Annotated in this window: 24 protein-coding genes, 1 tRNA gene and 1 pseudogene; 16 read left to right on the top strand and 10 right to left on the bottom strand. The window is 71.1% G+C overall.

The window, feature by feature from the left end; genetic code table 11:
• Nucleotides 1-6: 6 nt before the first annotated feature.
• The 7 genes from S1361_RS15780 to S1361_RS15755 all read left to right on the top strand — a co-directional run bounded on the left by S1361_RS15780 (nucleotide 7) and on the right by S1361_RS15755 (nucleotide 5,022).
• Nucleotides 7-612 (top strand): DUF2017 domain-containing protein, encoded by a 606-nt coding sequence (locus S1361_RS15780; RefSeq protein ID WP_208032485.1) that lies wholly within the window; start codon nucleotides 7-9, stop codon nucleotides 610-612.
• Between the two features lie 343 nt (nucleotides 613-955).
• Complete coding sequence (locus S1361_RS15775; protein ID WP_208032484.1) at nucleotides 956-2,374, top strand: amino acid permease; 1,419 nt, start codon at nucleotides 956-958, stop codon at nucleotides 2,372-2,374.
• 144 nt (nucleotides 2,375-2,518) lie between these two features.
• Nucleotides 2,519-2,941 (top strand): M67 family metallopeptidase, encoded by a 423-nt coding sequence (locus tag S1361_RS15770; protein ID WP_208032483.1) that lies wholly within the window; start codon nucleotides 2,519-2,521, stop codon nucleotides 2,939-2,941.
• Nucleotides 2,942-3,020: 79 nt separating this feature from the next.
• Nucleotides 3,021-3,116, top strand: a complete 96-nt coding sequence (locus S1361_RS40055; RefSeq protein ID WP_317774922.1) for a putative leader peptide — start codon at nucleotides 3,021-3,023, stop codon at nucleotides 3,114-3,116.
• Nucleotides 3,117-3,243: 127 nt separating this feature from the next.
• On the top strand, nucleotides 3,244-3,522 hold the full coding sequence (locus S1361_RS15765; protein WP_208032482.1) for a MoaD/ThiS family protein: 279 nt from the start codon (nucleotides 3,244-3,246) through the stop codon (nucleotides 3,520-3,522).
• Nucleotides 3,523-3,539: 17 nt separating this feature from the next.
• Nucleotides 3,540-4,490: a PLP-dependent cysteine synthase family protein gene (locus S1361_RS15760; RefSeq protein ID WP_208032481.1), complete on the top strand. Its 951-nt coding sequence runs from the start codon at nucleotides 3,540-3,542 to the stop codon at nucleotides 4,488-4,490.
• A gap of 70 nt (nucleotides 4,491-4,560) precedes the next feature.
• On the top strand, nucleotides 4,561-5,022 hold the full coding sequence (locus tag S1361_RS15755) for a hypothetical protein (protein WP_208032480.1): 462 nt from the start codon (nucleotides 4,561-4,563) through the stop codon (nucleotides 5,020-5,022).
• Here S1361_RS15755 and S1361_RS15750 read toward each other — a convergent pair.
• Nucleotides 5,019-5,477: a type II toxin-antitoxin system PemK/MazF family toxin gene (locus S1361_RS15750; RefSeq protein WP_208032479.1), complete on the bottom strand. Its 459-nt coding sequence runs from the start codon at nucleotides 5,475-5,477 to the stop codon at nucleotides 5,019-5,021. The two genes, S1361_RS15755 and S1361_RS15750, sit on opposite strands and share 4 nt — an antisense overlap.
• A 237-nt stretch (nucleotides 5,478-5,714) precedes the next feature.
• Here S1361_RS15750 and S1361_RS15745 point away from each other — a divergent pair, with 237 nt between their 5' ends.
• Nucleotides 5,715-6,467, top strand: a complete 753-nt coding sequence (locus tag S1361_RS15745; RefSeq protein WP_208032478.1) for an MBL fold metallo-hydrolase — start codon at nucleotides 5,715-5,717, stop codon at nucleotides 6,465-6,467.
• A gap of 57 nt (nucleotides 6,468-6,524) precedes the next feature.
• Here the strand turns inward: S1361_RS15745 and S1361_RS15740 are convergent, their stop codons facing one another.
• On the bottom strand, nucleotides 6,525-7,790 hold the full coding sequence (locus tag S1361_RS15740; RefSeq protein ID WP_208032477.1) for a PTS transporter subunit EIIC: 1,266 nt from the start codon (nucleotides 7,788-7,790) through the stop codon (nucleotides 6,525-6,527).
• A gap of 189 nt (nucleotides 7,791-7,979) precedes the next feature.
• On the bottom strand, nucleotides 7,980-9,266 hold the full coding sequence (locus S1361_RS15735; RefSeq protein WP_208032476.1) for a PTS transporter subunit EIIC: 1,287 nt from the start codon (nucleotides 9,264-9,266) through the stop codon (nucleotides 7,980-7,982).
• A gap of 155 nt (nucleotides 9,267-9,421) precedes the next feature.
• On the opposite strand from S1361_RS15735, the gene S1361_RS15730 reads away from it, so the two are divergent.
• From S1361_RS15730 to S1361_RS15720, 3 genes are all read left to right on the top strand, one after another.
• Complete coding sequence (locus S1361_RS15730) at nucleotides 9,422-9,655, top strand: PTS sugar transporter subunit IIB (RefSeq protein ID WP_189813583.1); 234 nt, start codon at nucleotides 9,422-9,424, stop codon at nucleotides 9,653-9,655.
• A gap of 77 nt (nucleotides 9,656-9,732) precedes the next feature.
• Entirely contained in the window at nucleotides 9,733-10,467 is a 735-nt protein-coding gene (gene rph / locus S1361_RS15725; protein WP_208032475.1) for a ribonuclease PH, read from the top strand.
• Between the two features lie 115 nt (nucleotides 10,468-10,582).
• Nucleotides 10,583-10,984 carry a prefoldin domain-containing protein gene (locus S1361_RS15720; RefSeq protein WP_208032474.1) on the top strand — a complete coding sequence of 134 codons (402 nt, stop codon included), beginning with the start codon at nucleotides 10,583-10,585 and terminating at the stop codon, nucleotides 10,982-10,984.
• A 61-nt stretch (nucleotides 10,985-11,045) separates the two neighbouring features.
• On the opposite strand, the pseudogene S1361_RS15715 reads toward S1361_RS15720, so the two are convergent.
• The 4 genes and pseudogenes from S1361_RS15715 to S1361_RS15700 all read right to left on the bottom strand — a co-directional run.
• A pseudogene (locus S1361_RS15715) lies at nucleotides 11,046-11,687 on the bottom strand (DUF1707 SHOCT-like domain-containing protein); the annotation flags it as partial.
• A 9-nt stretch (nucleotides 11,688-11,696) separates the two neighbouring features.
• Nucleotides 11,697-12,677 (bottom strand): ABC transporter ATP-binding protein, encoded by a 981-nt coding sequence (locus S1361_RS15710; RefSeq protein WP_208032472.1) that lies wholly within the window; start codon nucleotides 12,675-12,677, stop codon nucleotides 11,697-11,699.
• Nucleotide 12,678: 1 nt separating this feature from the next.
• Nucleotides 12,679-13,506, bottom strand: coding sequence for an ABC transporter permease (locus tag S1361_RS15705; RefSeq protein WP_243769183.1), 828 nt, complete (start codon nucleotides 13,504-13,506; stop codon nucleotides 12,679-12,681).
• Entirely contained in the window at nucleotides 13,499-14,299 is an 801-nt protein-coding gene (locus S1361_RS15700) for an ABC transporter permease (RefSeq protein WP_208032471.1), read from the bottom strand. The genes S1361_RS15705 and S1361_RS15700 overlap by 8 nt, the downstream gene beginning before the upstream one ends.
• A 1,182-nt stretch (nucleotides 14,300-15,481) precedes the next feature.
• Here S1361_RS15700 and S1361_RS15695 point away from each other — a divergent pair.
• The gene (locus S1361_RS15695) at nucleotides 15,482-18,310 is read left to right on the top strand and encodes a transglycosylase domain-containing protein (RefSeq protein WP_208032470.1); all 2,829 of its coding nucleotides are present in this window, start codon (nucleotides 15,482-15,484) and stop codon (nucleotides 18,308-18,310) included.
• A 158-nt stretch (nucleotides 18,311-18,468) separates the two neighbouring features.
• On the opposite strand, the gene S1361_RS15690 is transcribed toward S1361_RS15695, so the two are convergent.
• Both S1361_RS15690 and S1361_RS15685 read right to left on the bottom strand, forming a co-directional pair.
• Nucleotides 18,469-18,828 (bottom strand): GroES family chaperonin, encoded by a 360-nt coding sequence (locus S1361_RS15690; protein WP_208032469.1) that lies wholly within the window; start codon nucleotides 18,826-18,828, stop codon nucleotides 18,469-18,471.
• Between the two features lie 22 nt (nucleotides 18,829-18,850).
• A complete protein-coding gene (locus S1361_RS15685) occupies nucleotides 18,851-19,180 on the bottom strand; it encodes a DUF3618 domain-containing protein (RefSeq protein WP_208032468.1) in 330 nt (109 codons plus the stop codon).
• Between the two features lie 93 nt (nucleotides 19,181-19,273).
• Between S1361_RS15685 and bcp the strand changes: the two genes are divergently transcribed.
• The 4 genes from bcp (at nucleotide 19,274) to S1361_RS15665 (ending at nucleotide 21,299) form a co-directional block, all read left to right on the top strand.
• Nucleotides 19,274-19,741: a thioredoxin-dependent thiol peroxidase gene (gene bcp, locus S1361_RS15680; RefSeq protein WP_208032467.1), complete on the top strand. Its 468-nt coding sequence runs from the start codon at nucleotides 19,274-19,276 to the stop codon at nucleotides 19,739-19,741.
• A gap of 138 nt (nucleotides 19,742-19,879) precedes the next feature.
• A complete protein-coding gene (locus S1361_RS15675) occupies nucleotides 19,880-20,542 on the top strand; it encodes an HNH endonuclease signature motif containing protein (RefSeq protein WP_208032466.1) in 663 nt (220 codons plus the stop codon).
• Nucleotides 20,539-21,216 (top strand): HNH endonuclease signature motif containing protein, encoded by a 678-nt coding sequence (locus S1361_RS15670; RefSeq protein ID WP_208032465.1) that lies wholly within the window; start codon nucleotides 20,539-20,541, stop codon nucleotides 21,214-21,216. Before S1361_RS15675 ends, S1361_RS15670 begins: the two co-directional genes overlap by 4 nt.
• Nucleotides 21,216-21,299: transfer RNA gene (locus S1361_RS15665), tRNA-Leu, on the top strand. Before S1361_RS15670 ends, S1361_RS15665 begins: the two co-directional genes overlap by 1 nt.
• 50 nt (nucleotides 21,300-21,349) lie before the next feature.
• On the opposite strand, the gene rdgB is transcribed toward S1361_RS15665, so the two are convergent.
• Nucleotides 21,350-21,952, bottom strand: a complete 603-nt coding sequence (gene rdgB / locus S1361_RS15660; RefSeq protein ID WP_208032464.1) for an RdgB/HAM1 family non-canonical purine NTP pyrophosphatase — start codon at nucleotides 21,950-21,952, stop codon at nucleotides 21,350-21,352.
• Nucleotides 21,953-21,955: the final 3 nt, after the last annotated feature.

The raw sequence follows: 21,955 nt of genomic DNA, 5'->3' as shown, positions 1-21,955 counted from the left end.
ACTCAGATGCCCGGACACTTCGAACCGCTCCCCGGCGGCGGCGCGGCCGTCGCGCTCGACGACGTCGAGATCTCCATCATCCGGTCGCTGGCCGTCCAGCTCCTGGAACTCATCGGTCCCGGCCCCGGCGCCGACGCCCCGGAGGACCCGCTCGCCGAGCTGTTCGCCGAGGGCCCCAGCGAGCCGCCCGCCGACCCGGTGCTCAGAAGGCTCTTCCCCGACGCCTACAGCGACCCCGAGGAGACGCCCTCCTCGTCGGCGGAGGCCGAGGAGCGGCGGGCGCACTCGGCGGAGTTCCGCCGCTACACCGAGAACGACCTGCGGGCCGGCAAGCGGGAGAACGCGCTCGGCGTGATCCGCAGCCTGGACGCGCTCGCCCCGGTGGACGAGGGCGGGGCGGTGCTCAAGCTGACCCCGGAGGAGTCCCGGCAGTGGCTCGGCGCCCTCAACGACCTCCGGCTGGCGATCGGCGCCCGGCTGGAGATCACCGACGAGGACGACACCGACCTGCTCTACCGGCTCCCCGAGGAGGACCCGCGCAAGCCGATGGTGCTGGCCTACCTGTGGCTGGGCGGTCTCCAGGAGACCCTGGTGACGACCCTGCTGCCGTAGCCCTTCGTCCCGGATCGCGCGGTTTGCCCCCGCTCTGGTGTTCGCTCAGAGGACGCTCAAATCCGGATAACGATCCCGTCACCTTTGTGGCCGTGTTTGCCGCATTCGGGCGCTCTTTGTCCACTTTTACCTGTGCGATGCGCCACAACGCGCCTCTGTGATCAATATTGCGGCCGTGATAAATCTTCACGACCGCCCGGCCGACACCACCCATGTCCGGCCGGGTGCGCCACCGAGCCGACGACCGTCGGCCAGGCAGACAGCTCCATCATCCGGGGGGATCGAGACCCGATCCGAGGCCGACGAAAGGCCCGGGTCGGCATGGAGAAAGGCGCACCACAACATGACCTCTGAGAAGGTCACCGAAGCCCCCGAGGAGGGGTACGAGCGCGGGCTCGGCAGCCGTCAGGTCCAGATGATCGCCATCGGCGGGGCCATCGGCGTGGGTCTGTTCCTGGGAGCCGGGGCGAACATCGCCAAGGCCGGTCCCAGCCTCATCCTGATGTACGCCCTCGCGGGCCTGATCATCTTCTTCATCATGCGGGCGCTCGGCGAGCTCCTGCTCTACCGCCCGGTGTCGGGTTCCTTCGCGGAGTACTCCCGCGAGTTCCTGGGCCCGTTCTTCGGCTACTTCACCGGCTGGACGTACTGGCTGATGTGGGTCGTCACCGGTATGGCCGAGCTGACGGCCGCCGCGATCTACGTCAACTACTGGTTCCCGGCCGTTCCTCAGTGGGTCACCGCGCTGGTGTTCCTGGTGATCCTTTTCGGTGTGAACCTGATCTCCGTGAAGCTCTTCGGCGAGCTGGAGTTCTGGTTCTCGATGGTCAAGGTCACCGCCCTGATCGGCATGATCGTCATCGGCCTGGGCGTGCTCACCTTCGGCTTCTCCGCCGCCGGTGACACCGCCGCGGTCTCCAACCTGTGGCAGTTCGACGGCTTCTTCCCCAAGGGCATCGGCTCGTCCCTGATGACCCTCCAGGGCGTGATGTTCGCCTACCTCGCCGTCGAACTCGTCGGCGTCACCGCGGGGGAGTCCGAGAACCCGGAGAAGACCCTCCCGAAGGCGATCAACACGCTGCCGTGGCGCATCGCCCTGTTCTACGTCGGCGCCCTCACCGTCATCCTGTGCGTGGTGAAGTGGACGGAGTTCGCCCCCGGTGTCAGCCCCTTCGTGAAGGCGTTCGCGATGATCGGCATCCCGGCCGGCGCGGGCATCGTCAACTTCGTCGTGCTCACCGCGGCCCTGTCGTCCTGCAACTCCGGCATGTACTCCACGGGCCGCATGCTGCGCACCCTGGCCGACAACGGCGAGGCCCCCAGGGTCTTCACCAAGCTGTCCTCCACCAAGACCCCGGCGCTCGGCATCACCGTCTCGGTCGCCTTCATGGGTATCGGCGTCGTGCTGAACTACATCGTCCCGGAGAAGGCGTTCGGCTACGTCACCTCCGTCGCCACCGCGGCCGGCATCTGGACCTGGATGATGATCCTGGTCAGCCACATCCTCTACCGCCGCAAGGTGGAACGGGGGCTGGCGCCCGTCTCGGCCTTCCCGGCGCCCGGCGGCGCGGTGTGCAGTTGGATCGCCCTGGTCTTCCTGGTCTTCGTCACCGGTCTGATCGCGTACGACGCCGAGTCCCGCGTCTGCCTGTACGTGATGGCCGGCTGGGCCGCCGCCCTCGGCGTCGGCTGGGCCGTGCTGAAGGCGCGCAACCCGGAGGTCGCCCAGCGCCGTGAGCCGGAGCTGGAAAAGATCGGCTGAGCCGCCCTACGGGCCACCCCAGGACGTCCGGCCGCCGGGAGCACTCGTGGCGCCCCCGGCGGCCGCCGCTCAGGACGTCCGCCATGTGGGCCGTCCCGTACCACCCCTCGGTACGGGACGGCCCCTCTGCTTATCCTGACCCCCATGCTGACCATCACCCAGGCCCTGTACGACCAGATCGTCGCCCACGCGCGCAAGGACCACCCCGACGAGGCGTGCGGCGTGGTGGCGGGCCCGGCGGGCTCGGACCGCCCCGAGCGCTTCATCCCCATGCTGAACGCGGCGATGTCGCCCACCTTCTACGAGTTCGACTCGGGCGACCTGCTCAGGCTCTACCGCGAGCTGGACGACCGGGACGAGGACCCGGTGGTCATCTACCACTCCCACACCGCCACCGAGGCCTACCCCTCGCGCACCGACATCTCCTACGCCAACGAACCCGGCGCCCACTACGTCCTGGTCTCCACCGCCGACACCGACGGCCTCGGCGAATTCCAGTTCCGCTCCTACCGGATCGTGGACGGCGAGGTCACCGAGGAGGAGGTCAAGGTCGTGCAGGCCTACTGATCTCGACCACCGGACGAAATCCGTCCGGCATGCGGAATCACACTCCGGGACGCGGGCCGGGAATCGATACGATGAGCCCATGGTTCTTCTCGACGTGAGCGACAAGGCGCCGGGCATGCTGCTCGTGGCGCGGCTGCACGTCGACCTGTGCAGGCTGAACAGCGCCATCTGTTGATCCACCCCGCTGCCGCCGTCCGGCCGTGAGCCGCGGCGCTCCCTCAGTGCCGACAGCCCGGGGGGACCCCCAGGCTGCGCGCGCGCCTGACCGAACCGACGACACCTTCCGACAGGAGCCCTGAGCCATGGCCATCGAGGTCCGCATCCCGACCATCCTCCGCCAGTACACCGACGGTCAGAAGGCGGTGGAGGGCAACGGCGAGACCCTCGCCGAGCTGTTCGCCGACCTCGAGACCCGGCACGCCGGCATCCAGGCCCGCATCGTGGACGGCGAGCAGCTGCGCCGCTTCGTCAACGTGTACCTGAACGACGAGGACGTCCGTTTCCTGGACGGCATCAACACCAAGCTGTCCGACGGCGACAGCGTCACGATCCTGCCGGCCGTGGCCGGCGGCATGCGCTGATCGGCCGCTGACCAGCGATGCGCTACGACTCCCCGCTGGCCGCGGTGGGCAACACCCCTCTGGTGCGCCTGCCGCGGCTGTCGCCGTCCCCGGAGGTCCGGATCTGGGCCAAGCTGGAGGACCGCAACCCCACCGGCTCGGTCAAGGACCGTCCCGCCCTGCACATGATCGAGCAGGCGGAGAAGGACGGCCGGCTCACCCCGGGCTGCACCATCCTGGAGCCCACCTCCGGGAACACCGGCATCTCCCTCGCCATGGCGGCCAAGCTCAAGGGCTACCGCATGGTGTGCGTGATGCCGGAGAACACCTCGCAGGAACGCCGGGACCTGCTCGGCATGTGGGGCGCCGAGATCATCTCCTCACCGGCCGCGGGCGGCTCCAACACCGCCGTGCGCGTGGCCAAGGAGCTGTCCGCCGAGCACCCCGACTGGGTGATGCTCTACCAGTACGGCAATCCGGACAACGCGGGCGCCCACTACGCGACCACCGGCCCGGAGATCCTCGCCGACCTGCCCTCGATCACCCACTTCGTGGCGGGCCTCGGCACCACCGGCACCCTCATGGGCGTCGGCCGCTATCTGCGCGAGCACAAGCCGGACGTGAAGATCGTCGCCGCTGAACCGCGCTACGACGACCTGGTCTACGGCCTGCGCAACCTCGACGAGGGCTTCGTACCCGAGCTGTACGACGCCTCCGTCCTCACCACCCGCTTCTCGGTGGGCTCCGCCGACGCGGTCACCCGCACCCGTGAACTCCTCCGGCAGGAGGGCATCTTCGCGGGCGTCTCCACCGGCGCCGCCCTGCACGCGGCGATCGGCGTCGGAAAGAAGGCCGTCAAGGCGGGCGAGAGCGCCGACATCGTCTTCATCGTGGCCGACGGTGGCTGGAAGTACCTCTCCACCGGCGTCTACACCGCGGCCACCACGGAGGAGGCCATCGCGACGCTGCAGGGTCAGCTCTGGGCGTGACGGCGGGGGATCCGGGCGCGTCGGTGGTACGTCACATCTGCACCAGGACATCTGCAGAAAGGCGGACCCCATGCGCCGTACCACGCCCCTCGCCCTCGCGGCGGCCGCGCTGATCCTCGCGGGCTGCGGTTCCCAGCAGGGCACCGGGAGCAGCGACAAGGTGTCGGCGCCGCCCCGCGGCGGGACGCCGTCGCCCACCCGGCCCGCCGGCGACTGCACCGGCCACGCGGAGCTGACGGCCGCCGATCACGGCCGTACCGTCTGCGTGGCCGAGGGCGGCGAGGTCCGGCTGACCCTGGACGGCACCCGGGCCCGCCCCTGGAAGCCGGTCACCGCGAGCGGTACGGCGCTGAAGGCCGTCAACGCGGGCTTCGTACTCCAGCCGGGTGATGCCACGGCCGCGTACCAGGCGGTGGCCGCCGGCACGGTGAAGCTCACGTCGTCCCGTCCCCTGTGCGCCCAGCCCACCGCACCGGGCCGGATGTCGTGCAAGGGCATCGAGGAATGGTCGGTCACCGTCCGGGTGGGCTAGCCCGCCAAGTGCCGTACCTGGTCCCACAGGACCGGGTCGACCACGCCCACCCGGCGGCGGAAGCCCGCCACCGGGACCTCGCGCAGCTCGTCGGTCTCCAGGAAGCTGGGCCGGCCCTGGGCGTCGCCGACCGCGCCGGGCGGCAGCGGGATCACCCCGGACCGCTCGTCGTGGTACTTGCTGGTGATCTTCGCGACCGTGGCCCGGTCCCCGCGCACGGCCAGCACCAGGCAGGGCCGGTCCTTGACCCCGCTGCGGTCCTCGAAGGGGACGTCCGCCCACCAGATGTCCCCGGGGGACGGCCGTACGGCGTGCGCGGTCCGGGTACCCGGCCGGCCAGGGGGCCGCAGCCGCCGTCCGCCGGGCCGGCGGCCCCCGCCCCAGCCGTCGACGAGCGTGGCGACCAGCGCGAGCAGCACCACCGCCGCGAGCGCGAGCCACCAGGACGTGTCCATACGACGACGTTACCGGCGCGCGCCGCACATCGCGCGCCCTCTTCCGATCCTTGTGCGCCCTAGGTCCAGCCGAACCGGTGACAGCACAGGTGAGTTCGCCCACAACGGCCCCTGGCGGAGGAGCGACCCGTGCTTTTGCGCCTTACGCTCGACAAACCGCACGACCCCCGACAGCCCTCACCCCGAGGGGTCCCTCGTCCCGCCCACAGCGTTCCCGCCAACGGAGGTTTCTGCTTCATGAAGCTCACCGTCGTCGGCTGCTCGGGGTCGTTCCCGTCCGCGGAATCGGCCTGTTCGAGCTACCTCGTCGAGGCCGACGGCTTCCGGCTGCTCCTCGACATGGGCAACGGCGCCCTTGGCGAGCTGCAGCGCCACTGCGGTCTCTACGACCTCGACGCGATCTTCCTCAGCCACCTGCACGCCGATCACTGCATCGACATGCTCGCGTACTTCGTGGCGCGCTACTACCGCCATGACGGCGGCCGGTGCGCTCCCCTCCCGGTCTACGGCCCCGAGGGCACCGAACACCGTCTCACCACGGCCTACGCGGACACGCCCTCCGCCTCCTCCATGAGCGAGGTCTTCGACTTCCACACGGTCAAGCCGTCCACCTTCGAGATCGGCCCCTTCACCGTGCACACCGAACGGGTGCGCCACCCAGTGGAGGCCTACGCCATCCGGATCGAACACGGCGGGAAGTCCCTGACGTACTCCGGCGACACGGGTGTCACCGAGGTGCTGGACGAGCTGGCCCGGGACGCCGACCTGTTCCTGTGCGAGGCCGCGTTCACGCACGGCAAGGAGAGCATCCCCGACCTGCATCTCAACGGGCGCGAGGCGGGGGAGACGGCCGCGCGCGCGGGGGTGCGCCGCCTGGTGCTCACCCACATCCCGCCGTGGACCGACCCCCAGGTGAACCTGCGGGACGCCCGTGAGGTGTTCGCGGGGCCGGTGGAACTGGCCGCGCCGCGGGGCACGTACGAGATCTGACGCCGGACAGACGAAAGGGCCCCGGAACTCCGGTTCCGGGGCCCTCGCGGTGCCTGGCTACTTCGCCTCGGCCTTCTGCAGGTCCGCCAGCTCCTCGTCGGACTCGCGGCCCGGTGTCGGCAGGTTGAACCTGGTGATCGCGAAGCGGAAGACCACGTAGTAGACCACCGCGAAGCACAGGCCGACCAGGACCAGCCCCCACGGGTTGCTGGCGATGCCCAGGTTCAGCCCGAAGTCGACCGCGCCCGCCGAGAAGCCGAAGCCGTCCTTCATGCCCAGAGCCCAGGTCAGCGCCAGCGAGACACCGGTGAGGACCGCGTGGATCGCGTACAGGACCGGCGCGATGAACATGAAGGTGAACTCGATGGGCTCGGTGACGCCGGTGACGAAGGACGTCAGCGCGAGCGAGAACATCATGCCGCCGACGACCTGCCGGCGCTCGGGCCGGGCGCAGTGGACGATGGCCAGGCACGCGGCCGGCAGCGCGAACATCATGATCGGGAAGAAGCCGGTCATGAACTGGCCCGCGTGCGGGTCGCCGGCCAGGAAGCGCGCGATGTCACCGCTCTTGCCGTGGTACTCGCCCGCCTGGAACCACGGGAACGAGTTGAGCAGGTGGTGCATGCCGATCGGGATCAGCGCGCGGTTGGCGACACCGAAGATGCCGGCGCCGACCGCGCCCGACTTGACCAGCCACTCGCCGAAGCTGTGCAGGCCCGTGCCGAGGACCGGCCAGATGTAACCGAGGACGATGCCGATGAGCAGGCCGGCGAAGGCCGACAGGATCGGGACGAGCCGGCGGCCGCCGAAGAAGCCCGCCCAGTCGGGCAGCTTGGTGCGGTAGAAGCGCTGGTAGAGCAGGGCCACCACGATGCCCATCACCACACCGCCGAGGACCTTGGCGTCCACCGGGGCGCTCTGCATGACGATCTTGCCGTCGACGACGGTCGCGACCTTCGGCAGGTTCTTGTCGGTGAAGGTGCCGAGCACGTTCTTGAAGACGAGATAGCCGACGACCGCCGCGAGGGCCGTGGAACCGTCCGACTTCTTCGCGAAGCCGATCGCGATGCCCACGGCGAACAGCAGCGCCATGTTGTCGAGGATCGCGTTGCCGCCGGCCGCCATGAAGGAGGCGATCTTGGTCAGGAACGTGGGGAAGGAGGGGCGGCCCAGCATGTCGGTGTTGCCGAGGCGCACCAGCAGGGCGGCGGCCGGCAGGACGGCCACCGGCAGCATCAGGCTGCGACCGATGCGCTGCAGCACCGCCATCGCGCCGGCGCCCTTCTTCTTCTCGGCCGCGGGAGCGGCGCTGGCCGTGGTCACAACTTCCTCCATAGGCAAGGCGCCGCCCGGGAACCATGGAAGGGGACGGCAGCGTCTGTGGTCTACACCACCAGTGGTGTAGACCTGTTTTAGCACGGTGAAGGCGGCGTAAGGAACCCGCGAATCCGCTACCGCCGCGCTACGCGCTGTACGCCCCCGGGCCCCCGGCCGGCGCGCGGTCGGTGCCGGTCAGGCCTTGGTGACGTCCTCGACCTCGTCCACCGGCTCCCGCCCCGGTGTCCTCAGGTCGAACCTCGTGATCGCGAGCCGGAACACGGCGTAGTAGACGGCCGCGAAGCACAGGCCGATCGGGATGATCGCCCACGGTTTCGTCGCCAGCTTCCAGTTGATCACGTAGTCGATCAGCCCCGCCGAGAAGCTGAAGCCGTCGTGCACCCCGAGCGCCCAGGTCACCGCCATCGAGGCACCGGTGAGCAGTGCGTGGACGGCGTACAGGGCGGGCGCGATGAAGAGGAACGCGTACTCCAGCGGCTCGGTGATGCCGGTGACGAACGAGGTCAGCGCCACCGACAGCATCAGGCCGCCGACCTCCTTGCGGCGCTCCGGCCGCGCGCAGTGCGTGATGGCCAGCGCGGCGGCCGGCAGCGCGAACATCATGATCGGGAAGAAGCCCGAGGTGAACTGGCCGGCGTTCGGATCGCCCTGCAGGAACATGTTGATGTCGCCGTGCACCACCGTGCCGTCGGGCTTGGTGTAGCTGCCGAACTGGAACCAGATGGGCACGTTCAGGAACTGGTGCAGACCCACCACCAGCAGCGCCCGGTTCGCGACCCCGAAGAGGCCCGCGCCCCAGGCACCCGCGTCCCGCAGCCATCCGCTGAAGCTCTCCAGGGCGGCACCGATCGGCGGCCAGACGAACAGGCACACCACCGCGAACGCGATCGCGACGAAGGCCATGATGATCGGCACGAGCCGGCGCCCGTTGAAGAAGCCCAGCCAGTCCACCAGCCGGGTGCGGTGGTACCGGGCCCAGAAGAAGGCCGCCAGCAGGCCCATGACGATGCCGCCGAAGACGCCCGGGTTCTGGTAGGTGAACGCGGCCACCGTGCCGTCGGGCGCCTGGCAGCCCGTCACCACCACCTTCGCGCCCGCCGGGCAGGTCTCCGGGAACTGGCGCAGCACGCCGTTGTAGACGAGGAAACCCGCCACCGCCGCGAGCGCCGTCGAACCGTCGGACTTCTTCGCCATGCCGATCGCCACGCCCACGCAGAACAGCAGCGGCAGCCCCAACTGCCCGTCGAGCAGGGCGCCGCCCGCCCCGCTCATCACCCTGGAGACGTCCGTCCAGCCCAGGCCGTCGTCGCCGAACACGTCCGGCTGCCCCAGCCGGTTCAGGATCCCTGCCGCCGGCAGGACGGCGATGGGCAGCTGGAGGCTGCGGCCCATCTTCTGCATGGCCTGGAACAGGCGGTTCCAGCGGGTCCCGGCGGCGCTTGCCGTGCTCTCGGCACTCATGGGTTTGGCGACCTTCCCCACGGTGGTGTAGACCAGTCGGCGGACGGTTCCGCTGTCGTGATCGCCATCATCGGGCACGGACGGCATGACCGCTCGCGAAGATGGGCCAACTGTGGGTTACTGCGACAAAGCGGTTCGGAGCAGGGAGAAGGAACATGGCCAGCAAGGCTGAGAAGATCGTCGCCGGGCTCGGCGGCATCGACAACATCGAGGAGATCGAGGGCTGCATCACCCGGCTGCGCACCGAGGTGTCCGACCCCGCCCTGGTCGACGACGCCGCTCTGAAAGCCGCCGGCGCCCACGGCGTCGTCAAGATGGGCACCGCCATCCAGGTCGTCATCGGCACCGACGCCGACCCGATCGCCGCGGAGATCGAAGACATGATGTGAGCCGGCGGGTTCACCGGCCGGGGGCTCTTCCCGACGCGGGAGGAGCCCCTTCGCCGTGTACGGCTAGGCTCGTCGGCATGTCTCGCATCGACGGCCGTACTCCCGAACAACTCCGCCCGGTCACCATCGAACGCGGCTGGAGCAAGCACGCCGAGGGCTCCGTCCTCGTCTCCTTCGGCGACACCAGGGTCCTCTGCACCGCCTCCGTCACCGAAGGCGTCCCGCGCTGGCGCAAGGGCAGCGGCGAGGGCTGGGTCACCGCGGAGTACGCCATGCTGCCCCGCGCCACCAACACCCGCGGCGACCGCGAGTCCGTCAAGGGCAAGATCGGCGGCCGCACCCACGAGATCTCCCGGCTCATCGGCCGCTCCCTGCGCGCCGTCATCGACTACAAGGCGCTCGGCGAGAACACCGTCGTCCTCGACTGCGACGTCCTCCAGGCCGACGGCGGCACCCGCACGGCCGCCATCACCGGCGCCTACGTCGCCCTGGCCGACGCCGTCGCCTGGGCGCAGGGGCGCAAGCTCGTCAAGGCCGGCCGGCAGCCGCTCACCGGCACCGTCAGCGCCGTCTCCGTGGGCATCGTCGGCGGCGTCCCGCTGCTCGACCTTTGCTACGAGGAGGACGTCCGCGCCGAGACCGACATGAACGTCGTCTGCACCGGCGACGGCCGCTTCGTCGAGGTCCAGGGCACCGCCGAGGCCACGCCGTTCGCCCGCGAGGAGCTCGACGCCCTGCTCGACCTCGCCGTCACCGGCTGCGCCGAACTCACCGCGGCCCAGCAGGCGGCCCTCGCGGCCACCCGCGCGTAAAGAAACCTTCAAGGCCCGGGGCAACCCGCCGGGCCCTCCCGTCGTCCCTCTGGGTACGGGCGCACCGCTCACCGGCGTGCGCCCGGACAGCCGTACCAGGGGAGGGAACACCACCATGGCCGCCAGCCGACGCCGAGGCAGGCTCACCGCCGTCGCCGCCGCCGTAGCGACCGCCGCGCTCACCGCCGGCCTCACGGCCGGCTGCGACGCCATGAACAGGGCGCTGGACTGTGTGCAGACCGCCGACACCATCGCCGACAGCGTCACCGATCTCCAGCAGGCCGTGGAGAACGCCGCGAACGACCCCACCCAGGTGGACTCCTCGCTCGACTCCATCGACAAGAGCCTGCGCAAGATCGGCGACAAGACGGACGACGCCGATGTCAACAAGGCTGTGGACGACCTGCGCAAGGCCGTCGGCAACGTGCGGACGGCCGTGAAGAACGGGGACACCACGCCGGATGTGAGCCCGGTGACGGACGCGGCCGGGGAACTCACCAAGGTGTGCACGCCGTAACGGGCACCCGAGGCTCCGTCGCGCAGGATCCCTGCGGGCGCGGTCAGCGGCCCCCGTCGAGCCGGCGCTGTTCCTTCAGGCGCCTGCGTTCGGCGCGCGGCAGCTTGCGTTCCACGGCCACACCGCCCCAGAAGGCGAAACCGCCGATGACCACCCGGGGGGCGCCCGGCTCGGGCGGGGCGTCGTCCCTGGGGTGGTCGAAGGCACCCATCACACCGATGCCCCGTACGACGACCTCGACACCGGGCGGTACGACGACCTGCACCCCGCCCATGACCGCCACACAGTTGATCACGACCTCGCGGCCGGCGAAGTCCGCCTCGCGCAGGTCGAGTTCGCCGCCGCCCATGAAGGCGAGGCAGGAGAACCGCCGCGGCACCGTCCAGCGGCCCTTGCGCTCGAACCCCGACAGGATCGCCACCGCCCCCGTCGAGGACCCCTCGCCCCCGGTGATCCGGCCCGCCCAACCCCCGTCCCGCACCGGCTCCTTGACGAAGGACACCGCCGCGGAACCGGACGCCGGCAGATCGCGGGTCAGCGGCGCCAGCTCACCGTACGTGCGCGCCGTGTAGGCCGCCTCCAGGCGCTCGTCGAACTCCGCCATGTCGAGCCGCCCCTCGGCCAGGGCGTCCCGCAGGACCTCGGCGACCCGCTCACGGTCGGCGTCGGACGCCCTCAGATCCGGGGCTGCGTCGTCGCTCATGGCAGCAGCCTACGAGACCGCCTTCTCGGCGTACATCCTGGCGATGACCGCCTCGATGTCCGGCTCCCGCACCGACAGGTCCACCAGCGGGTACCGGGCCGCCAGATGGGCCACCAGCGGCGCCGCCGACTGCCCCGCCGGGAACGCCAGCCACTGCCGCGGCCCCTCCACCCGCACCACCCGCGCCGACGGCACCTCGACCGGCGGCAGCTCCCGCTCCAGGTCCACCACCAGCGTCCGCTCGCCCTCCCCGGCCTCGTGCAGCCCCGCGAGCGGACCGTCGTAGACCAGCCGCCCGTGGTCGATCACCATCACCCGCGAGCACAACTGCTCGATGTCCTGCAGGTCGTGCGTGGTCAGCAGCACCGTCGTACCGCGCTCGGCGTTCACCTCCCGCAGGAACTCCCGCACCCTGGCCTTCGACACGACGTCCAGGCCGATCGTCGGCTCGTCCAGGTACAGCACGTCCGGATCGTGCAGCAGCGCCGCCGCGACGTCCCCGCGCATCCGCTGCCCCAGCGACAACTGCCGCACCGGCACGTCCAACAGGTCGCCCAGCTCCAGCAGTTCCACCAGACGGTCCAGGTTCTCCCGGTAACGGGCGTCCGGAATGCGGTACATGCGGTGCGCCAGCCGGTAGGAGTCGATCAGCGGCAGGTCCCACCACAGCGTGGTCCGCTGCCCGAACACCACCCCGATCCGGTGCGCCAGCCGCGCCCGCTCCCGCGCCGGATCGATGCCCGCCACCCGCAGCCGCCCGGCACTCGGTGTGAGGATCCCGGTCAGCATCTTGATCGTCGTCGACTTCCCGGCGCCGTTCGGCCCGATGTACCCGACCATCTCCCCGCGCGCCACGGTGAACGAGATCGAGTCCACCGCCCGCACCTCGCGCCGCTCCCGCCGGAGGAACCCGGCCTTCCGGCGCACCTCGAAGACCTTCCCGACCTGCTCCAGGACGATGAAGCCGTCCCCTGCGGTGACGTCACCCACGCTAACTCCCCGTGCTGCGGTACGAACGAAGACCCGTCCGCCAGGCCAGCCCCGCCAGCGCACAGCACCCCACCGCCACCAGCGGCGGAGCCCACGCCAGCCAGAGCGGCAGCCCCAGCGGATACGGCCGCCCCAGCACGTACGTGGCGGGCAGCCAGTTGACGAAGGCCAGCGGCAGCACGAAGGTCACCCCGCGCACCAGCTCCTTCGCGAACACCGTCGGCGGATACTGCAACAGCGTCGTACCGCCGTACGTGAAGGCGTTCTGCACCTCCGAGGCGTCCTGCGCCACGAACTGGAACGCCGCCCCGGCCACGAACACCGCGCAGAAGATCCCGCAGCCGCTCACCACCATCACCGGCATCAGCAGCAGCCGCTCCGCCGTCCAGCCGACGTCCACCCGGGTCAGCGACCAGCCCAGGACCAGCGCCCCCTGGACCACCCGCCCCAGCCGGCGCAGCGCGAACCGGTCGGCCGCCACCTGCGCCAGCACCGGCGCCGGCCGCACCAGCAGGGTGTCCAGCGTGCCGTCCCTCACCCGCCGGCCCAGCCGCTCCATCGACCCGATCAGCAGGTCGGCCAGCCCGAAGGAGGCCGCGGACAGCCCGTACAGGAACGCCACCTCGGGCAGCGGATAGCCGCCCAGCGCGTCCACCCGGGAGAACATCAGCATGATCGCGACGAAGTCGAGGAAGGTCGCCGCGAAGTTCCCGAACGTCGTCATCGCGAACGACGCGCGGTACGCCATCGTGGACCGCACCCACATCCCCGCGATCAGCCGGTACGCCCGCACGCCCTCGGCCAGCCGTTCGGCCCGCCCCTCAGCCACCCTGCACCACCACCCGGCGCGTCGCCGCCGCCTGCACCAGCCGCCCCGCCCCCAGCAGCGCCGCCGCCCACGCGGCCTGGAAGAGATAGGCGGGGAACGGGTCCGCGTGCCCCAGCAGGATGTCCGCCGGCGCCTGCAGCAGCGAGGACCAGGGCAGGGCGCGTACGACCTCGCCGAGCGCGCCCGGGAACACGTTCAGCGGCAGCAGCATGCCCGAGCAGAAGAAGCCCAGCAGCCACGCCATCTGCACCACACCGGTGCCGTCCAGCAGCCAGAACGCGCTCAGCGCCACCAGGTAGCGGATGCCGAAGCCGACCAGCATGGCCAGCACGACGGCGACCAGGAAGGCCGCCCAGGTGCCCGCGTCGGCCGGCAGGTACACCGGGAAGCACAGCGCGCCGAACACGAACGGAAGCAGCCCCCGGCCCAGCAGTTGGAAGAACGCCCGGCCGAGATCCGCCGCCAGCCACCACAACTGGAGATCGGCCGGCCGGTACAGGTCGATCGCCACGTCCCCTGTCCGGATGCGTTCCATCAACTCGTCCTCGACCCCGCCACCCCCGATCGCGAGCGTCGACAGGAACGCCTGCCCCAGCCACACGTAGGTCACGGCCTGCGCTTGGTCGTATCCCCCGAGATGCGGCCTCGCGTCCCACAGCGCGCGATACGTGTAGACGAGGATCAGACCGAAGACGGTGTTCGTGAACACCCCTGCCGCAGTGGCGGCCCGATAGGTCGCGTACCGTCTGAACCCCCCTGCCGCGACGGCCGCGTACAACCGTCCCGCGCCCACGCCAGTCGACCTCCTCGGACTGCTCGACACCGAAGCGCAGGAGCCTAGTCCGGAGGCCCGGTGGCCGGCCACGCGTTTTCCGGCCGGAAGGGTGCCGGAATCCGGGAACGGAACGCCAGGTGCGAGAGTCTTCCAACAGGGGGAGCGCAGAAGCGTACGAGGCGTACGGGAACGTACGACGCGAAACAGGAGTCCGTGCACGAGATGAGCGACGAGCCGCAGCCGCAGCAGCCGAACGACGGCGGGGCACCGAAACGGCCGCTGCCGGCTGAAGGGCCCGGCACCCCGGGGGGCCGCAAGCCGCACACGCCAGCCCCCGACGACGGGAGGCGCGAGACCACCGGGGACCGCCCCCGGCGGGCCGACGCCGACCGCACCGCACGCCCCGTGCAGCCCGACGACACCGAACCCCCCGCGACCCCCCGGCCGGCATCCCGCGCCGGCTCCTCCGGCCCGGACGCGCCGTCCGACGGCCCGGCGGCCACGACGTCCCGGGACGGTTCCGGGGCGAGGGGCTCGGGGTCCGGCGACCGGTCCGGTGGGACGGGTTCCGGGCCGGTGGACTCGGGGGAGCAGGACCGCACGGCTTCCATGGCCCGGGCCCGCCAGGCGGCGCGCGGCGGCCGGACGGACCAGACGGGCGCCGCGGGACCCACCGCGGACAAGGCCACCGGCAGCGCTTCGGCGTCCGGCGGGGGGCTGACTGCCGGCGGTGCTTCGCCGTCCGGTGGTGGTCCGGCGTCCGGGCGTGGGTCGGTGTCCGGGCGTGGTGCGTCGGTGTCCGGTGAGGGCGCGGGCTCCAAGGGGGCTTCGGCGGCTGGCCGTGGTCCGGGTTCCGGTGAGGGTCCGGCGTCTGGCCGTGGTCCGGCTTCCGGTGGGGCTTCGGCGTCTGGCCGTGGTCCGGCTTCCGGCGGTGCTTCGCCGTCCGGTGGTGGTGCGGCGTCCGGTGGTGGTCCGGCGTCCGGGCGTGGCGCGTCGGTGTCCGGTGAGGGCGCGGACTCCAAGGGGGCTTCGGCGTCCGGGCGTGGATCGGGGCCCGGTGGTGCTTCCGGTGACGGTGGTGCCGCGGTCAGCGGTGCGGCTTCGGCCGCCGGTGACGCCCCGGCCGCTGCCAAGGGACCCCGCGGCAAGAAGCCGGCCGCTCCCGGGGCCCCGGCCGAGCAGCCGGCCGAGAGTACGCAGGTGCTTCGGCGGGTCACCCCGCCGAAGGGGCCGAAGGCCGGTGAGGCGGGCGGTGCCGAGCAGGCGCCCGAGACCACGCAGGTGCTCCGGCGGATCGGCGCGCCCCGCGCCGGCGCGGACTCGGACTCCGACAGCCGTACCCCTCGCCCCACCGTTCCCCGCCCCGCCGGCCAGAACCGCGAGACTGGTGCTGGTGCTGGTGCCGCCGTCTCCTCCCCGGCCGCCGCCCGTGCCGCCCGCGCCGCACGCGCTGCCGGTACCGCCGGTACCGCCGCCGGAGCCGCCGGTGCCGCGGCCGCCGCCCAGGCCGCCGCCGGACGCACCGCCGCTGCCGCCGCGGGCGCCGGTGCCCAGGCCGCCAAGGGCGCCGCGCCCGCAGCCGGTGCTGCCGCCGCCGCGCCCGGCGCCCCCTCCACCGAGGCGAAGACCACCGCTCTTGCCGCCGCTGACGGTGACACGCCCGGAGGCACCGGCAACGGCAACGGCAAGGCCAAGGCCAAGAAGGGCAAGCGGCCCAAGCGGACCGGATGGCGGCGGATACTGCCCACGTGGCGCATGGTGCTCGGCACCTTCGTCATCGGCGTACTGCTGCTCGTCGGACTGTTCTTCCTCGGCTACTCCCTCGTGAAGATCCCGCCGGCCAACGCCTTCGCGACCAAGCAGAGCAACGTCTACCTTTACGCCGACGGCTCCCAGCTCGCCCGCGACGGCGAGGTCAACCGCGAGAACGTCAGCCTCGCCCAGGTCTCCAAGGACGCCCAGCACGCCGTACTGGCCGCGGAGGACCGCGACTTCTACACCGAGTCGGCCGTCGACCCGAAGGCCATGCTCCGCGCCGCGTGGAACACCGCGACCGGCAAGGGCAAGCAGTCCGGCTCGACAATCACCCAGCAGTACGTGAAGAACTACTACCTGGCCCAGGAACAGACGGTCACCCGCAAGGCCAAGGAGTTCTTCATCTCGATCAAGCTCGACCAGAACAAGTCCAAGGACGAGATCCTGGAGGGCTACCTCAACACCAGCTACTTCGGCCGCAACGCCTACGGCATCCAGGCCGCCGCCCAGGCCTACTACGGCATGGACGCCGCCGACCTCGACCCGGCCCGCGCCGCCTACCTCGCCGCGCTCGTCAACGCGCCGAGCGAGTACGACGTCGTGGCCCACCCCGAGAACAAGAAGGCCGCCGTCGCCCGCTGGAACTACGTCCTCAACGGCATGGTCACCAAGGACTGGCTGAGCGAGTCCGAGCGCGCCGGCATGAAGTTCCCCATGCCGAAGGAGCAGACGATCTCCACCGGCATGTCCGGCCAGCGCGGCTACCTCGTGGAGGCGGTCAAGCACTATCTGACCACCAACAACATCATCGACTCCGACCACCTCGCGGCCGGCGGCTACCGCATCACCACCACCATCCAGAAGAAGCGGCAGGACGCCTTCGTCAAGGCGGTCGACGACCAGCTGATGTCCAAGCTGGACAAGAAGAACCGCAAGGCCGACACCTACGTCCGGGCCGGCGGCGCCTCCGTCGACCCCAAGACGGGCAAGGTCGTCGCGATGTACGGCGGCATCGACTACGTGAAGCAGTACACCAACGGCGCCACCCGCGGTGACTTCCAGGTCGGCTCCACGTTCAAGCCGTTCGTGTTCACCTCCGCCGTGCAGAACGGGTCCACCACCCAGGACGGCCGCACCATCACCCCGAACACGGTCTACGACGGCACCAACCAGCGCCCCGTCCAGGGCTGGAGCGGCGGCGCCTACGCCCCCGAGAACGAGGACCAGCGGTCGTACGGCCCGATCACCGTCCGCAAGGCCACCGACCTGTCGGTGAACTCGGTGTACGCGCAGATGGCCGTCGACGTCGGCCCCGCCAAGGTCAAGCAGACCGCGATCGACCTCGGCGTCCCCTCCGACACCCCGGACCTCCAGCCGTACCCGTCCATCGCCCTCGGCACCGCCACCGCCAGCGTCCTGGACATGGCCGAGGCCTACGCCACCCTCGCCAACCACGGCAAGCACGGCACGTACACGCTGGTCGAGAAGATCACCAAGGAGGGCACCGAGGAGGTCAGGCTGCCCGACCAGCCGGCCGAGCAGGCCGTCAGCCGGGAGGCCGCCGACACCACCACCGCCGTCCTGCAGAGCGTGGTGCAGAGCGGTACCGCCACCGCCGCACAGAACGCGGGCCGCCCCGCGGCCGGCAAGACCGGTACCGCCGAGAGCGACACCGCCGCCTGGTTCGCCGGCTACACCCCCGACCTGGCCACCGTGGTCTCCGTCATGGGCCAGGACCCGGTGACGGCCAAGCACCAGCCGCTGTACGGGGCCCTCGGCCAGGCCCGGATGAACGGTGGCGGCCCGCCCACCGAGATCTGGGCGCAGTACACCCGCGACGCGCTGAAGGGCAAGCCGGCCAGCGACTTCGACCTCCAGCTCGAACAGGGCGCCGACCAGATCCAGGAGCCGCCCGCCAGCAGCACCGCCCAGCCCGGCACCGACGGCGGCCGGACCGACGGCGGCGCGACCGCCACCCCGACCGACGGCGGCGCGACGGCCACCCCCACCCCCGGCGGCACCACCGGCACCCCGACCCACGGCGGCACCACCACCGACGGGGGCGCCACCACCGGCGGTGACACGACCACGGGCGGCGGCGCGACCACCGGCGGCGACACCACCGGCGGCGACACGACCGGCGGAGGCGCGACCACCGGCGGCGGCACGACCGGGGGCGGTACGACCACCGGCGGCGGCACCCCGGGCGGCGGCACGACAGGGGGCGACAACTCCGGTACCGACGCGGGCACCGGAGGCTTCCCCGGCACCTGACGCCTCACCCACGCAGTGGATCAGTGACCGCTGGTCGCCTTCGGCCCCACGACGGCGACCAGCGGCCGCACCCGGCAACCCGGCAACCCGGCAACCCGGTAAAGACACGACGAAGAGGGCCGGTGACGATGGTCACCGGCCCTCTTCGCTGCGCGTTGCTAGAGGTACAGGCCCGTGGAGTCCTCCGACCCCTCGAACCGGTCCGCGGCGACGGCATGCAGGTCACGCTCGCGCATCAGCACATACGCCACGCCCCGCACCTCGACCTCCGCCCGGTCCTCCGGGTCGAACAGGACGCGGTCGCCGGGCTCCACCGTCCGTACGTTCTGACCGACGGCGACGACCTCGGCCCAGGCCAGCCGCCGCCCCACCGCCGCGGTGGCGGGAATCAGAATGCCGCCCCCCGACCGCCGCTCGCCCTCACCGGTCTCCTGCCGCACGAGAACCCGGTCGTGCAGCATCCGGATGGGGAGCTTGTCGTGGTGGGGAGTGCTGTGCTCGTTTCTCTTGGCGCTCACGGCTCGAACCTACCTGCCCCGGTCAGTCCCTGCGCCGCCGGGCCCCGAGGGCGAGCAGCCCCACGACCCCCACGACGACCAGCGCGACGGGCACGACCCGCTCCAGGCGAGGCGCCCCGTCCTCATCCACGAACCGGGCCCGCACCTCGCTGACAGCCCGGTTGACCTGCACATACGCCCGGCCGACCGTGTGATCGACGTTGGCGATCACCTTGGCCTTGGCATCGCCGACGATGGTCTTCGGATGCACCCGCACCCCGATCTCGTCGAGCGTCTCGGCCAGCACTTCACGGCGGCGCCTGATGTCCGCCTCGATCTGCGCCGGGGTTCTGGTGTCCGACGTGTCCGCCACCGTACGGCCTCCGAAGTCTCCTGATGCTGTTCGGAACAGTCTGTCAGCTCCGGGCCGCGCCGCACCGCAAGGCCCCCCGGTTACGCTGGCCCGATGAGCGAGCGACTCCAGCCGGGGGACGTGGCCCCCGCCTTCACCCTCCCCGACGCCGACGGCACCGAGGTGTCCCTCTCGGACCACAAGGGCCGCAAGGTCATCGTCTACTTCTACCCCGCCGCCCTGACCCCCGGCTGCACCAAGCAGGCCTGCGACTTCACGGACAACCTGGACCTCCTGGCCGGCGCCGGCTACGACGTCATCGGCATCTCCCCCGACGCCCCGGAGAAGCTGGCGAAGTTCCGCGAGAAGGAGTCCCTGAAGGTCACCCTGCTGGCCGACCCCGACAAGAAGGTCACCGAGGCCTACGGCGCGTACGGCGAGAAGAAGAACTACGGCAAGACCTACCTGGGCGTCATCCGCTCCACGATCGTCGTGGACGAGGAGGGCAAGGTGGAACGGGCCCTGTACAACGTCCGCGCCACCGGCCACGTGGCCAAGATCATCAAGGATCTGGGCATCTGACCCGCCCCCACCGCGACAACGGCCCGCACCGGAAGCCCCGGCGCGGGCCGTTTTCCGTGATGCCGGGCGTGACTGTCCGATAACCGGTTCGTTACTCCGTACGAGCAAGGAACGTGTGCCCGGAACGGAGGGGGCTCGATGGGGGCCAGCCCATACACGAGGGAACGGCTGGAGGCGGCGGCTCGCGGGGCGAGGACGTTGTCGGAGGCGCTGGAGAGGCTGGGGGTGGATCCGCGGAGTTCGAGGCGGGACTACATCAGGCGGCGGATGAAGAAGCTCGGGGTCGACACGTCGCACTTCGCGCCGGAGGGGGTGAAGTGGACGCGCGAGGTTCTCGAGCCGGTTGTCGCGGTTTCCACGAGCACCAATGAGGTCGTGCGTCGGCTCGGGCTCGACTCCGTGGGCGGTCACCAGGCCAACATTGCCCGGCGGATCAAGGCGTACGGCATCGACACCTCCCACTTCACGCCTGCCGTCCGAACCGAGCGGATGCGGCACAACCAGCGCCGGCGAACGCCCGAGGAGATCCTTGTCGAGAACACGTCGGCGGATGCCCCACGCATCCCGAGCCAGCGACTCAAACGGGCCATGCGCGAGCTGGGCTTGGAGGAGCGCTGTGCCCTGTGCGGTACCGAGCCGCTCTGGCTCGGCGAGCGACTCCCACTCGAAGTCGACCACGCCGACGGCAACTGGCGGAACAACCGCGTAGAGAACCTCCGGTTCCTCTGCCCCAACTGCCACTCGACCACCGACACGTACCGAGGGCGCGGCAAGAGCCGTGCCCGGGCGGGTGCCGTATGAGCAGCGGAGCGCCGCAGTACACACGCGAGCGGTTGGCCCAGGCAGCCGCGCAGTGCTCGAACCTGGACGAGGTCATCGCCTTCTTCGGCACCCGGCCGTACGGCCACCTGCGGGGATACCTCGTGAAGCGATTCGCCCACTTCGGCATCGACATCTCGCACTTCTCACCCACCGGCAGGCAGGCGCGACCCGCGCCGGAGGAGCTGCGGGCGGTGGTCGATGTGTCGGCATCCGTCGCCGAGGTCCTTCGCCGCCTCGGTCGTGCGAACAACGGCGGCCAACGCACGATGCTCGGCAAGTGGATCGCCGAAGACGGTCTCGACACCGCGCACTTTCTCGGCCAGGCACATCAGCGAGGGAAGCCGGGTACGAATGCCAAGCGGCCGGAAGCCGTCCTGGTGCGGCACGAAGGCGGACACCGGATCGCGACCGAACGCCTCCGGCGGGCGCTCCGCGAAGTGGGCGTTCCCGAGCGGTGCGCGAGGTGTGGGGTCGGCCCCGAGTGGCGCGGCAAGCCGATGACGCTGGAGATCGACCACGTCGACGGCGACTGGCGCGACAACAGGCGGGAGAACCTGCGGCTGCTGTGCCCCAACTGCCATGCGATCACGAGTACCTGGTGCAGGGGCGGCGGAAGGCGGCGAGCAACTCCCGGTACGATGGCAGGCGGCTAGCGGCGGTGGCGCAATGGCGACGCAGCAGACTTAGGATCTGTGGCCCTTGATCGGGCTTGAGGGTTCGAATCCCTTCCGCCGCACCTGGACGGCCTGCGAATCCAAGGCGAATCGCAGGCCGTTTTTAGTGCACTCAGCCCAGCAACTCCCGCACCACCGGCACCAGCGCCCGGAACGCCTTCCCCCGGTGGCTGATCGCGTTCTTCTCCTCGGGGGTCAGCTGCGCGCACGTCCGGGTCTCGCCCTCCGGCTGGAGGATCGGGTCGTAGCCGAAGCCGTTCGTGCCGGCGGGGGCGTGCCGGAGGGTGCCGCGCAGCCGGCCCTCGACCACCCGTTCCGTGCCGTCCGGGAGGGCCAGGGCCGCCGCGCAGGCGAAGTGGGCGCCGCGGTGTTCCTCGGCGATGTCGGACAGCTGGGCCAGCAGCAGCTCCAGGTTGGCCCGGTCGTCGCCGTGCCGGCCGGCCCAGCGGGCGGAGAAGATGCCGGGGGCGCCGTTCAGGACGTCCACGCAGAGGCCGGAGTCGTCGGCGACGGCGGGGAGCCCGGTGGCCTGGGCGAGCGCGTGGGCCTTGAGCAGGGCGTTCTCGGCGAAGGTGACACCGGTCTCCTTGACGTCGGGAACGTCGGGGTAGGCGTCCGCTCCGACGAGCTCGTGGGGGAGTCCGGCGTCGGCCAGGATGGCCCTCAGCTCGGTGATCTTTCCGGCGTTGCGGGTGGCGAGGATCAGGCGGGTCATGCC

This window comes from Streptomyces cyanogenus (assembly GCF_017526105.1).
In the GTDB taxonomy this organism is placed as follows: Bacteria; Actinomycetota; Actinomycetes; order Streptomycetales; family Streptomycetaceae; genus Streptomyces; species Streptomyces cyanogenus.
This window is presented reverse-complemented; position numbering and strand designations above follow the sequence as displayed.

Excerpts from the sequence above, each read along its gene's own strand:
- S1361_RS15780 (WP_208032485.1), top strand. The coding sequence starts at position 7 with ATGCCCGGACACTTCGAACCGCTCCCCGGCGGCGGCGCGGCCGTCGCG.
- S1361_RS15775 (WP_208032484.1), top strand. The coding sequence starts at position 956 with ATGACCTCTGAGAAGGTCACCGAAGCCCCCGAGGAGGGGTACGAGCGC.
- S1361_RS15770 (WP_208032483.1), top strand. The coding sequence starts at position 2,519 with ATGCTGACCATCACCCAGGCCCTGTACGACCAGATCGTCGCCCACGCG.
- S1361_RS40055 (WP_317774922.1), top strand. The coding sequence starts at position 3,021 with ATGGTTCTTCTCGACGTGAGCGACAAGGCGCCGGGCATGCTGCTCGTG.
- S1361_RS15765 (WP_208032482.1), top strand. The coding sequence starts at position 3,244 with ATGGCCATCGAGGTCCGCATCCCGACCATCCTCCGCCAGTACACCGAC.
- S1361_RS15760 (WP_208032481.1), top strand. The coding sequence starts at position 3,540 with ATGCGCTACGACTCCCCGCTGGCCGCGGTGGGCAACACCCCTCTGGTG.
- S1361_RS15755 (WP_208032480.1), top strand. The coding sequence starts at position 4,561 with ATGCGCCGTACCACGCCCCTCGCCCTCGCGGCGGCCGCGCTGATCCTC.
- S1361_RS15750 (WP_208032479.1), bottom strand. The coding sequence starts at position 5,477 with ATGGACACGTCCTGGTGGCTCGCGCTCGCGGCGGTGGTGCTGCTCGCG.
- S1361_RS15745 (WP_208032478.1), top strand. The coding sequence starts at position 5,715 with ATGAAGCTCACCGTCGTCGGCTGCTCGGGGTCGTTCCCGTCCGCGGAA.
- S1361_RS15735 (WP_208032476.1), bottom strand. The coding sequence starts at position 9,266 with ATGAGTGCCGAGAGCACGGCAAGCGCCGCCGGGACCCGCTGGAACCGC.
- S1361_RS15730 (WP_189813583.1), top strand. The coding sequence starts at position 9,422 with ATGGCCAGCAAGGCTGAGAAGATCGTCGCCGGGCTCGGCGGCATCGAC.
- rph (WP_208032475.1), top strand. The coding sequence starts at position 9,733 with ATGTCTCGCATCGACGGCCGTACTCCCGAACAACTCCGCCCGGTCACC.
- S1361_RS15720 (WP_208032474.1), top strand. The coding sequence starts at position 10,583 with ATGGCCGCCAGCCGACGCCGAGGCAGGCTCACCGCCGTCGCCGCCGCC.
- bcp (WP_208032467.1), top strand. The coding sequence starts at position 19,274 with ATGAGCGAGCGACTCCAGCCGGGGGACGTGGCCCCCGCCTTCACCCTC.
- S1361_RS15675 (WP_208032466.1), top strand. The coding sequence starts at position 19,880 with ATGGGGGCCAGCCCATACACGAGGGAACGGCTGGAGGCGGCGGCTCGC.
- S1361_RS15670 (WP_208032465.1), top strand. The coding sequence starts at position 20,539 with ATGAGCAGCGGAGCGCCGCAGTACACACGCGAGCGGTTGGCCCAGGCA.
- rdgB (WP_208032464.1), bottom strand. The coding sequence starts at position 21,952 with ATGACCCGCCTGATCCTCGCCACCCGCAACGCCGGAAAGATCACCGAG.